General features: G+C 55.5%; 9 protein-coding genes. All 9 read right to left on the bottom strand.

Translation table 11 applies throughout. The annotated features are described in order from the left end of the window. Positions 1-4 precede the first annotated feature (4 nt). Positions 5-640, bottom strand: a complete 636-nt coding sequence (gene rplC, locus AB4O23_RS07065; protein WP_003194649.1) for a 50S ribosomal protein L3 — start codon at positions 638-640, stop codon at positions 5-7. 81 nt (positions 641-721) lie between these two features. Further along, positions 722-1,033 (bottom strand): 30S ribosomal protein S10, encoded by a 312-nt coding sequence (rpsJ, locus tag AB4O23_RS07060; RefSeq protein ID WP_003186070.1) that lies wholly within the window; start codon positions 1,031-1,033, stop codon positions 722-724. 158 nt (positions 1,034-1,191) lie between these two features. Beyond that, positions 1,192-2,385, bottom strand: coding sequence for an elongation factor Tu (tuf, locus tag AB4O23_RS07055; RefSeq protein WP_003176426.1), 1,194 nt, complete (start codon positions 2,383-2,385; stop codon positions 1,192-1,194). 30 nt (positions 2,386-2,415) lie between these two features. Continuing rightward, the gene (gene fusA, locus AB4O23_RS07050; protein ID WP_017525957.1) at positions 2,416-4,521 is read right to left on the bottom strand and encodes an elongation factor G; all 2,106 of its coding nucleotides are present in this window, start codon (positions 4,519-4,521) and stop codon (positions 2,416-2,418) included. A 30-nt stretch (positions 4,522-4,551) separates the two neighbouring features. Further along, positions 4,552-5,022, bottom strand: a complete 471-nt coding sequence (gene rpsG / locus AB4O23_RS07045) for a 30S ribosomal protein S7 (RefSeq protein ID WP_002555493.1) — start codon at positions 5,020-5,022, stop codon at positions 4,552-4,554. A gap of 118 nt (positions 5,023-5,140) precedes the next feature. Further along, positions 5,141-5,512 carry a 30S ribosomal protein S12 gene (rpsL, locus tag AB4O23_RS07040; protein ID WP_002555494.1) on the bottom strand — a complete coding sequence of 124 codons (372 nt, stop codon included), beginning with the start codon at positions 5,510-5,512 and terminating at the stop codon, positions 5,141-5,143. 216 nt (positions 5,513-5,728) lie between these two features. Next, complete coding sequence (gene rpoC / locus AB4O23_RS07035; protein ID WP_460105797.1) at positions 5,729-9,928, bottom strand: DNA-directed RNA polymerase subunit beta'; 4,200 nt, start codon at positions 9,926-9,928, stop codon at positions 5,729-5,731. Between the two features lie 64 nt (positions 9,929-9,992). Next, entirely contained in the window at positions 9,993-14,066 is a 4,074-nt protein-coding gene (gene rpoB, locus AB4O23_RS07030) for a DNA-directed RNA polymerase subunit beta (protein WP_460062706.1), read from the bottom strand. A 219-nt stretch (positions 14,067-14,285) separates the two neighbouring features. Beyond that, positions 14,286-14,651 carry a 50S ribosomal protein L7/L12 gene (gene rplL, locus AB4O23_RS07025; protein WP_003176432.1) on the bottom strand — a complete coding sequence of 122 codons (366 nt, stop codon included), beginning with the start codon at positions 14,649-14,651 and terminating at the stop codon, positions 14,286-14,288. Positions 14,652-14,721 lie beyond the last annotated feature (70 nt).

Here is a 14,721-nt window from a genome sequence, read left to right as displayed (position 1 = left end):
CCCCTTAACCGCGAGCCTTGGCCGCTGGACGTACAACCAGGTTGCCGCCAGTAGCGCCAGGAACAGCACCCTTGACCAACAACAGATTGCGTTCAGCGTCGACGCGCACTACTTCGAGGGACTGCACGGTCACGCGCTCAGCGCCCATATGACCGGACATTTTTTTGCCCTTGAATACACGACCAGGAGTCTGGCACTGGCCAATAGAGCCCGGGACGCGGTGGGAGACGGAGTTACCGTGAGTGTTGTCTTGGCCACGGAAATTCCAACGCTTGATCGTACCCTGGAAGCCTTTACCCTTGGACTGACCGGTTACATCAACCAGTTGACCAGCGGCGAAGATTTCAGCGTTGATCAGATCGCCAGCCTGGTAGTCGCCGTCTTCAAGACGGAACTCCATAACAGTGCGACCAGCTGCAACGTTTGCTTTAGCGAAGTGACCCGCTTGAGCAGCAGTCACACGCGAAGCACGACGCTCGCCTACAGTGACTTGCACTGCACGATAGCCATCGGTTTCTTCAGTTTTGAACTGGGTGACGCGATTCGGCTCGATCTCAATGACCGTGACCGGAATGGAGACACCTTCTTCGGTGAAAATACGGGTCATACCGCATTTACGACCGACTACACCAATAGTCATGTTGTAAACCTCATGAGTGTACGGGGCTTTCACCCGCTATGGCCGCCCATTTCAGAGCGTTACACGACTAAGACCCAAGTCTTAGCCGAGGCTGATCTGTACTTCCACACCGGCCGCCAGATCGAGCTTCATAAGTGCATCAACGGTTTTATCCGTTGGCTGGACGATGTCCAGTACGCGCTTATGAGTACGGATCTCGTACTGGTCACGCGCGTCTTTGTTGACGTGCGGGGAGACCAGAACGGTGAACCGCTCTTTACGGGTAGGCAGTGGAATTGGACCACGCACTTGTGCACCAGTACGTTTCGCGGTTTCCACGATTTCCTGGGTGGATTGGTCGATCAGGCGATGGTCAAAAGCCTTCAACCTGATACGGATTTGCTGATTTTGCATTGGATTTCAGACTCCGGCTGCTATTCCCAGCGAGCGCAATACGCCCGTTAAAAGGAGGCGCAATTCTATAGACGCCCCAGATAGGTGTCAACCCAATAAAAAAGGCCCCCGCTAAGCGGGGGCCTTCTCAAAACCAAGAGCTATCTCGAAAGAGATAATTACTCGATGATTTTAGCTACAACGCCAGCACCAACGGTACGGCCGCCTTCGCGAATAGCGAAACGCAGACCGTCTTCCATTGCGATGGTTTTGATCAAGGTAACAACCATTTTGATGTTGTCGCCCGGCATTACCATCTCAACGCCTTCCGGCAGTTCGCAGTTGCCAGTCACGTCAGTAGTACGGAAGTAGAACTGTGGACGGTAGCCTTTGAAGAACGGAGTGTGACGACCGCCTTCTTCTTTGCTCAGCACGTACACTTCAGCTTCGAACTTGGTGTGCGGCTTAACCGAACCTGGCTTAACCAGAACCTGGCCACGCTCAACGTCGTCACGCTTGGTACCACGCAGCAGAACGCCGCAGTTCTCGCCAGCACGACCTTCGTCGAGCAGCTTACGGAACATTTCAACACCGGTGCAGGTGGTGACGGTAGTGTCACGCAGACCAACGATTTCCAGTGGATCTTGAACCTTAACGATACCGCGCTCGATACGACCAGTCACAACAGTACCGCGACCAGAGATCGAGAATACGTCTTCGATTGGCATCAGGAACGGCTTGTCGATAACACGAACTGGGTCTGGGATGTAGCTGTCCAGAGTTTCAACCAGTTTACGAACGGACGTGGTGCCCATTTCGTTGTCATCTTTGCCTTCCAGAGCCATACGAGCAGAACCGATGATGATCGGAGTGTCGTCGCCTGGGAAGTCGTAAGTGCTCAGCAGATCGCGCACTTCCATCTCAACCAGTTCCAGCAGCTCAGCGTCGTCTACCAGGTCAGCCTTGTTCAGGTAAACCACGATGTACGGAACACCTACCTGACGGGACAGCAGGATGTGCTCACGGGTTTGTGGCATCGGACCATCAGCGGCCGAGCAAACCAGGATCGCGCCGTCCATCTGGGCAGCACCGGTGATCATGTTCTTCACATAGTCAGCGTGACCTGGGCAGTCAACGTGAGCGTAGTGACGGATCAGCGAGTTGTATTCAACGTGCGCGGTGTTGATGGTGATACCACGAGCTTTTTCTTCTGGTGCGCTGTCGATTTTATCGAAATCAACGATTGCAGAACCGAATACTTCGGAGCAAACGCGAGTCAGAGCAGCAGTCAGAGTGGTTTTACCGTGGTCAACGTGACCGATGGTGCCAACGTTGACGTGCGGTAGGGAACGATCAAATTTTTCTTTAGCCACGACAATTAACTCCTTGCCTAAAGGACTGAATCAGCCTTGTTTTTTGGATACAGTTTCAGCGATGTGCGCCGGAGCTGTGTTGTATTTTTTGAATTCCATAGAGTAGCTTGCGCGCCCCTGGGACATGGAGCGAACGTCGGTCGCATAACCGAACATCTCACCCAACGGAACCTCGGCGCGAATCACTTTGCCGGAAACCGTGTCTTCCATACCCAAGATCATGCCGCGACGACGGTTAAGGTCGCCCATGACATCACCCATATAGTCTTCAGGTGTAACAACTTCTACCGCCATGATTGGCTCAAGCAACTCACCACCGCCCTTCTGGGCCAGTTGCTTGGTTGCCATGGAAGCAGCCACCTTGAACGCCATCTCGTTGGAGTCGACGTCGTGGTAAGAACCGTCAAAAACGGTTGCTTTCAGGCCGATCAGCGGATAGCCGGCAACAACACCGTTCTTCATCTGCTCTTCGATACCCTTCTGGATAGCAGGGATGTATTCCTTAGGAACAACACCACCCACTACTTCGTTCACGAATTGCAGACCTTCCTGACCTTCGTCAGCAGGAGCAAAACGGATCCAGCAGTGACCGAACTGACCACGACCGCCGGACTGACGAACGAACTTGCCTTCGATTTCACAGTTCTTCGTGATGCGCTCACGATAGGAAACCTGAGGCTTACCGATGTTGGCTTCGACGTTGAACTCACGGCGCATCCGGTCAACCAGGATGTCCAGGTGCAGCTCGCCCATGCCGGAGATGATCGTTTGACCAGTCTCTTCATCAGTCTTGACACGGAAAGATGGATCTTCCTGAGCAAGCTTGCCCAGAGCGATACCCATTTTTTCCTGGTCATCCTTGGTCTTAGGCTCTACGGCAACCGAAATAACCGGCTCCGGGAAGTCCATGCGAACCAGGATGATTGGCTTGGCAGCGTCGCACAAAGTCTCACCAGTGGTGACGTCCTTCATGCCGATCAGGGCCGCGATGTCACCAGCGCGTACTTCCTTGATCTCCTCGCGGGCGTTTGCGTGCATTTGCACCATACGACCCACACGCTCTTTCTTGCCTTTAACCGAGTTGATCACGCCGTCGCCGGAGGCCAACACGCCCGAGTAAACGCGGACGAAGGTCAAAGTACCCACGAATGGGTCGGTAGCGATCTTGAACGCCAGAGCCGAGAACGGCTCGCTATCATCGGCGTGACGCTCCATCTCTTCTTCCTCGTTATCAGGGTTGGAACCCTTGATAGCAGGAATGTCGGTTGGAGCAGGCAAGTAGTCGATAACGGCGTCAAGAACCAGGGGAACGCCCTTGTTCTTGAAGGAAGAACCGCAAACAGCCAAGACGATTTCGCCAGCAATAGTACGCTGACGCAGAGCGGCCTTGATTTCCACGTTGGTGAGTTCTTCACCTTCGAGGTACTTGTTCATCAGCTCTTCGCTGGCTTCGGCAGCAGCCTCAACCATGTTGTTACGCCACTCGTCAGCCAGCTCCTGCAACTCTGCAGGGATAGGCTTACGAACAGGAACCATACCTTTGTCGGAGTCGTTCCAGTAAACAGCTTCCATGTTGATCAGATCGATCTGACCCTGGAAGTTGTCTTCGGAACCGATCGCCAATTGGATTGGCACCGGAGTGTGACCCAGACGCTGCTTGATCTGACCGATCACGCGCAGGAAGTTGGCACCAGCACGGTCCATCTTGTTTACGTAAACAAGACGTGGAACGCCGTATTTGTTGGCTTGACGCCATACGGTTTCCGACTGAGGCTCAACACCCGAGGTACCGCAGAACACAACGACAGCGCCGTCGAGTACGCGCAGAGAACGCTCAACTTCAATGGTGAAGTCTACGTGGCCCGGGGTATCGATTACGTTGAAGCGATGCTCGTCTTTGTACTGCTTCTCGGAACCTTTCCAGAAGGCGGTAATAGCAGCAGAAGTAATGGTAATACCACGCTCCTGCTCCTGAACCATCCAGTCTGTGGTCGCGGCGCCGTCATGCACCTCGCCCATTTTGTGACTTTTGCCGGTGTAAAACAGTACGCGCTCAGTGGTGGTGGTTTTACCAGCATCCACGTGAGCAACGATACCGATGTTACGGTAGCGGCTAATCGGAGTAGTACGAGCCATAAAGCCCTCGCAAAATTAGTGAAGCTAAGATTAGAAGCGGTAGTGCGAGAAAGCTTTGTTAGCTTCAGCCATACGGTGCACGTCTTCACGCTTCTTAACAGCAGCACCTTTACCTTCAGCAGCGTCCAACAGTTCGCCAGCCAAACGCAGAGCCATAGACTTCTCGCCGCGCTTACGGGCGAAGTCTACCAACCAGCGCATTGCCAGAGCGTTACGACGGGACGGACGAACTTCAACCGGAACCTGGTAAGTAGCACCGCCTACACGGCGCGACTTCACTTCGACCAGCGGAGCGATGGCGTCGAGAGCTTTCTCGAAGATTTCCAGGGGGTCGCTGTTCTTGCGTTCTTTAACCTTTTCCAGCGCGCCATAAACGATACGCTCGGCAACGGCTTTCTTGCCGCTTTCCATCACGTGGTTCATGAACTTGGCCAGGATTTGGCTTCCGTATTTTGGATCGTCAAGCACTTCGCGCTTGGCTGCTACGCGTCTTCTTGGCATGGATAAGCCCTCAAACGGTCTTCAGGTTCGTTCGGAATCGGTGCCCTTGCGGGACGCCTCCGACCTTACTCTTATCGACTCAGAAAATAAGATGATTCAGTTTTACAAAAAGCCGCTACTACTTAGGCTTCTTGGTACCGTACTTCGAACGACCCTGGTTACGACCTTTAACGCCGGAAGTATCCAAGGAACCGCGTACGGTGTGGTAACGAACACCTGGCAAGTCTTTTACACGACCGCCGCGGATCAGTACCACGCTGTGCTCTTGCAGGTTGTGACCTTCACCACCGATGTACGAGGAAACCTCGAAACCGTTGGTCAGGCGCACACGGCATACTTTACGCAGTGCCGAGTTAGGTTTTTTCGGCGTGGTGGTATACACACGAGTGCATACGCCACGACGTTGCGGGCAGTTCTGCAGCGCAGGCACGTCGGATTTCTCGACGATACGCTTACGCGGCTGACGTACCAGCTGGTTGATAGTTGCCATCTACTAGCTCCACTGTTGTCTTGCGACGCTATTGTCTTGCAAGAAAAGCAAAATGGCAGGAACGAATTCCCGCCAAATTTAGGGGTACAAGAGTCTAAAGAGGATCTTGCCCCCAGTCAAGGCAAGGCCCCGACCTCCCCTCTCGTCGAATCGGGGCAAAAATGCCTCGATCCGACGAATGGGGCTGCCAGGGCCCAGACTCATCTATCGCAGAACTCAGTTACCGCTTGAGTTCAGCGCTTCGGTCAGTGCAGCTTCCACTTCACTGGCGCTCACGCGCAGCGGCTTGTCCGCATCACGGCGGCGCTTACGCTCGCTGTGGTAAGCCAAACCGGTACCGGCTGGGATCAGACGACCCACAACCACGTTTTCTTTCAGGCCGCGCAGGTAATCGCGCTTGCCGGTTACCGCTGCTTCGGTCAGTACGCGAGTGGTCTCCTGGAAGGAGGTCGCCGAGATGAACGACTCAGTGGACAACGACGCCTTGGTGATACCCAGCAGCACGCGAGTGAACTTGGAGACAAATTTCTCTTCGTTCGCCAGGCGCTCGTTTTCTACCAGTACGTGAGTCAGTTCCATCTGGTCGCCCTTGATGAAACTGGAATCGCCGGATTCAGCGATTTCAACTTTACGCAGCATCTGACGCAGAATGGTCTCGATGTGCTTGTCGTTGATCTTCACGCCTTGCAGACGGTAAACGTCCTGGATCTCGTTAACGATGTACTTGGCCAGCGCACTCACACCCAGCAGACGCAGAATGTCGTGTGGATCGCTTGGGCCGTCGGAGATAACTTCGCCGCGGTTTACCTGTTCGCCTTCGAACACGTTCAGGTGACGCCACTTCGGAATCAGCTCTTCATACGGATCGCTACCGTCGTTCGGGGTAATGACCAGACGGCGCTTGCCTTTAGTCTCTTTACCAAACGCGATGGTGCCGCTGACTTCAGCCAGAATCGACGCTTCTTTCGGACGACGAGCTTCGAACAAGTCGGCAACACGCGGCAGACCACCGGTGATGTCACGGGTCTTCGAAGTTTCTTGCGGGATACGCGCGATAACGTCACCGATCGCGATCTTCGCACCGTCCGCTACACCGACCAGGGCGTTGGCTGGCAGGAAGTACTGAGCGATTACGTCAGTGCCTGGCAGCAACAGATCCTTGCCGTTGTCATCGACCATCTTCACGGCAGGACGAATGTCTTTACCGGCAGCTGGACGATCTTTGGCGTCGAGTACTTCAATGTTGGTCATACCGGTCAATTCGTCAGTCTGACGCTTGATCGTGATGCCTTCTTCCATGCCCACGTAGGTCACGGTACCTTTCATTTCGGTAACGATTGGGTGAGTGTGCGGATCCCACTTGGCCACGATTGCGCCAGCGTCGACCTTGTCACCTTCTTTAACCGAAATCACAGCACCGTACGGCAGCTTGTAGCGCTCACGCTCACGACCGTAGTCATCAGCGATGGCCAGCTCACCCGAACGGGAAACAGCAACCAAGTGGCCATCCACTCGCTCAACGTGCTTCAGGTTGTGCAGACGGACGGTACCGCCATTCTTCACCTGAACGCTGTCGGCTGCGGAGGTCCGGCTGGCCGCACCACCGATGTGGAACGTACGCATGGTCAGCTGGGTACCCGGCTCACCGATGGACTGTGCGGCAATAACGCCGACCGCTTCACCGATGTTCACCTGGTGACCACGAGCCAAATCACGGCCGTAGCACTTGGCGCAGATGCCGTAGCGGGTTTCACAGCTGATCGGCGAGCGAACGATCACTTCGTCGATGCTGTTGAGCTCGATGAACTCGACCCACTTCTCGTCGACCAGAGTGCCGGCAGGAACGATAACTTCCTCGGTACCTGGCTTGAATACGTCACGGGCAATAACACGACCCAATACGCGCTCACCCAGCGGCTCTACAACGTCACCGCCTTCAATGTGCGGAGTCATCAGCAGGCCGTGCTCGGTACCACAATCGATCTCGGTTACTACCAAGTCTTGTGCAACGTCTACCAGACGACGAGTCAGGTAACCGGAGTTAGCGGTTTTCAACGCGGTATCCGCCAGACCTTTACGAGCACCGTGAGTCGAGATGAAGTATTGGAGTACGCTCAAACCTTCACGGAAGTTCGCGGTAATCGGCGTCTCGATGATGGAACCGTCCGGCTTGGCCATCAGGCCACGCATACCGGCGAGCTGACGGATCTGCGCAGCAGAACCCCGTGCGCCCGAGTCGGCCATCATGTACATCGAGTTGAAGGATTCCTGGTCAACTTCGTCGCCGTGACGGTCGATAACCTTCTCTTTCGAGAGGTTGGCCATCATCGCCTTGGAGACTTCGTCGTTGGCCTTGGACCAAAGGTCGATCACTTTGTTGTACTTCTCGCCCTGTGTTACCAGGCCCGAGGCGTACTGGCTTTCGATCTCTTTCACTTCATCGGTAGCAGCCGCGATGATGCGAGCTTTTTCATCCGGGATAACGAAGTCGTTAACGCCGATGGAAACGCCGGAAATAGTCGAGTAAGCAAAACCGGTGTACATCAACTGGTCAGCGAAGATCACGGTCTCTTTCAAACCAACCACGCGGTAGCACTGGTTGATCAGCTTGGAGATCGCCTTTTTCTTCATCGGCAAGTTGACGACGTCGTACGACAGACCTTTTGGCACAACTTGGTACAACAGCGCACGGCCGACAGTAGTGTCGACGATACGGGTGTTGCTCACGCTGCCGCCGTCACGGTCGTTGACGGTTTCGTTGATCCGAACTTTGACCTTGGCGTGCAGTGCGGCTTCGCCGGCACGGAACACACGGTCAACTTCCTGCAGGTCAGCGAATACTCGACCTTCGCCTTTGGCGTTGATCGCTTCGCGGGTCATGTAGTACAGACCCAATACAACGTCCTGCGACGGAACGATGATTGGCTCACCGTTGGCTGGCGACAGAATGTTGTTGGTCGACATCATCAACGCACGCGCTTCCAACTGGGCTTCCAGTGTCAGCGGTACGTGCACGGCCATTTGGTCGCCGTCGAAGTCGGCGTTGTACGCGGCGCAGACCAGAGGGTGCAGCTGGATAGCCTTACCTTCGATCAGAACCGGTTCAAACGCCTGGATACCCAGACGGTGAAGGGTCGGTGCACGGTTGAGGAGGACCGGGTGTTCGCGGATTACTTCAGCGAGAACGTCCCAAACCTCTGGCAGTTCGCGCTCGACCATTTTCTTGGCCGCTTTGATAGTGGTCGCGAGACCGCGCATTTCCAGCTTGCCGAAGATGAACGGCTTGAACAGCTCGAGTGCCATCTTCTTAGGCAGACCGCACTGGTGCAGACGCAGGGTCGGGCCTACGGTAATTACCGAACGACCGGAGTAGTCAACACGCTTACCGAGCAGGTTCTGACGGAAACGACCTTGCTTACCCTTGATCATGTCAGCCAGGGATTTCAGAGGACGCTTGTTGGAACCGGTGATAGCGCGGCCACGACGACCGTTGTCGAGCAGGGCGTCGACCGCTTCTTGCAACATACGCTTTTCGTTGCGCACGATGATGTCCGGAGCGGACAGATCGAGCAGGCGCTTCAAGCGGTTGTTACGGTTGATCACGCGGCGGTACAGGTCGTTGAGGTCGGACGTCGCAAAACGACCACCGTCCAACGGCACCAGCGGACGCAGGTCTGGCGGCAGAACCGGCAGAACGGTCAGCACCATCCACTCTGGCAGGTTGCCGGAACCCTGGAAGGCTTCCATCAACTTCAGACGCTTGGACAGTTTCTTGATCTTGGTTTCGGAGTTGGTTTGCGGAATTTCTTCGCGCAGACGGCCAATCTCGTGCTCCAGGTCGATAGCGTGCAGCAGTTCACGGACAGCTTCGGCACCCATGCGGGCATCGAAATCGTCACCGAACTCTTCCAGCGCCTCAAAATACTGCTCGTCGTTCAGCAGCTGACCTTTTTCAAGGGTGGTCATGCCTGGATCGATAACGACGTAGCTCTCGAAGTAGAGAACGCGCTCGATATCACGCAGGGTCATGTCCATCAGCAGGCCGATACGGGACGGCAGCGATTTCAGGAACCAGATGTGGGCAACTGGCGAAGCCAGTTCGATGTGCGCCATGCGCTCACGACGAACCTTGGCCAAGGCGACTTCAACGCCGCACTTCTCGCAGATCACACCACGGTGCTTCAAGCGCTTGTACTTACCGCACAGGCACTCGTAATCCTTTACCGGGCCAAAGATCTTGGCGCAGAACAGGCCGTCACGTTCAGGTTTGAACGTACGGTAGTTGATCGTTTCCGGCTTTTTAACTTCACCGAACGACCACGAACGGATCATCTCAGGCGATGCCAACCCAATACGGATGGCGTCGAACTCTTCGACTTGACCCTGGTTTTTCAGCAAATTCAGTAGGTCTTTCAAGGCCTTTCCTCCTGGCGGAGCAGAGAGCGGGCATCACTGCCTCGCTCTCGATTCGCGTCACGTGTTATTCGGTTTCCAGATCGATATCGATGCCGAGGGAACGAATTTCTTTGATCAACACGTTGAAGGACTCGGGCATGCCCGGCTCCATACGGTGATCGCCGTCCACGATGTTTTTGTACATCTTGGTACGACCGTTCACATCGTCCGACTTCACTGTGAGCATTTCTTGCAGAGTGTATGCAGCACCGTATGCTTCCAGTGCCCAGACCTCCATCTCCCCGAAACGCTGACCACCGAACTGAGCCTTACCACCCAGCGGCTGCTGGGTAACCAGGCTGTACGAACCGGTAGAACGAGCGTGCATCTTGTCGTCTACCAAGTGGTTCAGCTTCAGCATGTACATGTAGCCAACAGTAACCGGGCGCTCGAACTTGTTGCCGGTGCGGCCGTCGAACAGCTGCATCTGGCCGCTTTCCGGCAGGTCTGCCAGCTTCAGCATGGCCTTGATTTCGCTTTCCTTGGCACCGTCGAATACCGGGGTAGCCATTGGAACGCCGCCGCGCAGGTTCTTCGCCAGATCCAGGATTTCCTGATCGGAGAAGGTGTCCAGCTCTTCGTTGCGACCGCCGATCTCGTTGTAGATCTCGTGCAGGAACTTGCGCAGGTCTGCGACCTTGCGCTGCTCTTCGATCATGCGGTTGATCTTTTCGCCCAGACCTTTGGCCGCGAGGCCCAGGTGGGTTTCAAGGATCTGACCAACGTTCATACGCGAAGGTACGCCCAACGGGTTGAGGACCACATCGACCGGGGTGCCATTGGCATCGTGCGGCATGTCTTCAACCGGCATGATCACGGAGACCACACCTTTGTTACCGTGACGACCGGCCATCTTGTCGCCCGGCTGAATGCGGCGACGGATTGCCAGGTAAACCTTGACGATTTTCAGCACGCCTGGAGCCAGGTCATCGCCCTGCTGCAGTTTGCGCTTCTTGTCTTCGAACTTGTCGTCCAGCAGACGGCGACGATCAACGATGTAAGCCTGAGCCTTCTCGAGCTGCTCGTTAAGAGCATCTTCAGCCATGCGCAGTTTGAACCACTGGCCGTGTTCAAGACCGTCGAGGATTTCGTCGGTGATGTCTTGACCTTTCTTCAGACCTGCGCCGCCTTCGGCCTTGTGGCCTACCAGAGCGGAGCGCAGACGTTCGAAGGTCGCGCCTTCAACGATACGGAACTCTTCGTTCAGGTCCTTACGGATCTCGTCGAGCTGAGTCTTCTCGATGGACAGTGCGCGAGCATCACGCTCAACGCCGTCACGAGTGAAGACCTGTACGTCGATGACAGTACCCTTGGTACCGGTAGGTACACGCAGGGAAGTGTCTTTAACGTCGCTGGCTTTTTCACCGAAGATGGCACGCAGCAGCTTCTCTTCCGGAGTCAGTTGGGTCTCGCCTTTCGGAGTGACCTTACCGACCAGGATGTCGCCAGCGCCAACTTCAGCACCTACATAAACGATACCGGCTTCATCCAGCTTGTTCAGTGCAGCTTCACCCACGTTCGGGATGTCTGCAGTGATTTCCTCAGGCCCAAGCTTGGTGTCACGTGCCACACAGGTCAGTTCCTGAATGTGGATCGTGGTGAAGCGGTCTTCTTGAACGACACGCTCGGACAGGCAGATGGAGTCTTCGAAGTTGAAGCCGTTCCATGCCATGAACGCGATGCGCATGTTCTGACCCAGTGCCAGCTCACCCATATCGGTGGACGGGCCGTCGGCCATGATGTCGCTACGCTGGACGCGATCACCCTTGCTCACCAGCGGACGCTGGTTGATGCAGGTGTTCTGGTTCGAGCGGGTGTATTTGGTGAGGTTGTAGATGTCGACACCGGCTTCGCCAGTTTCAACTTCATCATCCGCAACACGAACCACGATACGGCTTGCATCAACGGAGTCGATCACGCCGCCACGACGAGCCACGACGCAAACGCCGGAGTCACGGGCTACGTTACGCTCCATGCCGGTACCTACCAGCGGCTTGTCAGCGCGCAGGGTCGGTACAGCTTGACGCTGCATGTTGGAACCCATCAACGCACGGTTGGCGTCATCGTGCTCCAGGAACGGGATCAGCGACGCCGCAACGGAAACTACCTGCTTGGGCGATACGTCCATCAAGGTGACGTCTTCCGGCGCCTTGACGGTGAACTCGTTCAAGTGACGAACAGCTACCAGCTCGTCGATCAGGACTTTCTTGTCGTTCATCGTGGCCGAAGCCTGAGCGATCACGTGATCAGCTTCTTCGATGGCGGACAGGAAAACGATCTCGTCGGTGACCAGAGCGTCTTTCACCACGCGGTACGGGCTCTCAAGGAAGCCGTACTGGTTGGTGCGCGCATAAGCGGCCAAGGAGTTGATCAGACCAATGTTCGGACCTTCCGGCGTTTCGATCGGGCAAACACGACCGTAGTGCGTCGGGTGTACGTCACGAACTTCAAAGCCTGCACGCTCACGCGTCAGACCGCCCGGGCCCAGTGCGGATACACGGCGCTTGTGGGTGATCTCGGAGAGCGGGTTGTTCTGGTCCATGAACTGGGAAAGCTGGCTGGAACCGAAGAACTCTTTCACCGCCGCAGCCACTGGCTTGGCGTTGATTAGGTCTTGCGGCATCAGGCCTTCGCTTTCAGCCATCGACAGACGCTCTTTGACCGCACGCTCAACACGTACCAGGCCAACGCGGAACTGGTTTTCAGCCATCTCGCCTACGCAGCGAACACGACGGTTACCCAAGTGGTCGATGTCATCGACGATGCCTTTACCGTTACGGATGTCGACCAGGGTCTTCAGGACCGCAACGATGTCTTCCTTGCACAACACGCCCGAACCTTCGATCTCGGTGCGACCGATACGACGGTTGAACTTCATCCGGCCGACCGCAGACAGGTCGTAGCGCTCAGGGCTGAAGAACAGGTTGTTGAACAGGGTCTCGGCAGCGTCTTTGGTTGGCGGCTCACCAGGACGCATCATGCGATAGATCTCGACCAGCGCTTCCAATTGGTTGCTGGTGGAGTCGATCTTCAGTGTGTCGGAGATGAACGGACCGCAGTCGATATCGTTGGTGTACAGGGTCTCGATGCGAACAACCTGGGCCTTGGCGATCTTCGCCAGGATCTCGGTGTTCAGCTCGGTGTTGCACTCAGCCAGGATTTCGCCTGTAGCCGGATGAACGATGACCTTGGCGGTCGTGCGACCCAGGACGTAGTCCAGAGGCACGTCCAGCGACTTGATACCGGCTTTTTCGATCTGGTTGATGTGGCGCGCAGTAATACGGCGGCCCGCCTCAACAATGACCTTGCCTTTTTCATCCTGGATGTCCAGAACGGCAATTTCACCACGCAGACGCGATGCAATCAGTTCCAGGCTGAGGGTTTCATCCTTCAGGCTGAATACGTTGGTGGTGTAGAAAGCATCCAGCACTTGCTCAGTGGTATAGCCGAGCGCGCGCAGCAGTACCGAGGTCGGCAGCTTGCGACGACGGTCGATACGCACGAACACGCAGTCTTTCGGATCGAACTCGAAGTCCAACCACGAACCGCGGTACGGAATGATCCGCGCGGAGTACAGGAGCTTACCGGAGCTGTGCGTCTTGCCGCGGTCGTGGTCGAAGAACACGCCCGGCGAACGGTGCAGCTGGGAAACGATCACACGTTCGGTACCATTGATAACGAAGGTACCGTTCTCAGTCATCAATGGGATTTCGCCCATGTAGACTTCTTGCTCTTTGATGTCCTTGATCGCTTTGTTCGACGATTCTTTGTCGAAAATGATCAAACGGACTTTTACCCGCAAAGGTACGGCGTACGTAACACCGCGCAATACGCATTCTTTGACATCAAATGCCGGTTCGCCCAGGCGATAACCGACGTACTCCAGCGCAGCATTGCCGGAGTAGCTGATGATCGGGAAAACGGATTTGAAGGCCGCATGCAGGCCCACGTCGCGGAACTGATCTTTGGTCGCTCCCGCCTGCAAGAATTCACGATACGAATCCAGCTGGATAGCCAGAAGGTACGGGACATCCATGACGTCCGGCAACTTGCTAAAGTCCTTGCGGATACGTTTTTTCTCAGTATATGAGTAAGCCATCAGCGTTCCCCAGCTTGGTCACCTGCTTGTTTGGCCCCTCCGACGGGAGCAGCCAGAAAATCTCGCAAACCCCATGGTTTGCACCACCGCATCGGGTGGCTACAGCGCGTTAATGGTAGCGACCGAGTCGACAACCAAGAACGGAAAAAGGCCGGTGGCAAGTGCCACCAGCCATCAGCCTTCAGCTTAACGCGTGGGCTGGAGACGCAAGGTCGATGCTTACTTCAGCTCGACTTTAGCGCCTGCTTCTTCCAGAGTAGCTTTGGCTTTGTCAGCGGCGTCTTTCGACACTGCTTCCAGAACCTGGGCAGGAGCGCCGTCAACTACAGCCTTGGCTTCTTTCAGGCCCAGACCGGTCAGCTCACGTACTGCCTTGATCACGTTTACTTTCTTCTCGCCAGCTTCCAGCAGCATGACGTTGAATTCGGTTTGCTCTTCAGCAGCGACAGCAGCAACAGCTGGACCAGCGGAAGCAGCGGCAGCGGAAACGCCGAATTTTTCTTCGAAAGCTTTGATCAGCTCAACAACCTGCAGAACCGACATTTCAGCTACGGCGTTGAGGATATCGTCTTGGGAGATAGACATTGCTGTATTTCCTGAATTGGGGGACGGCCTACGCGGCCATCGAAATAAACAAAAATACGCGAGAGAAGTC

The sequence above is a fragment of the Pseudomonas sp. H2_A10 genome (assembly GCF_054680085.1).
This window is presented reverse-complemented; position numbering and strand designations above follow the sequence as displayed.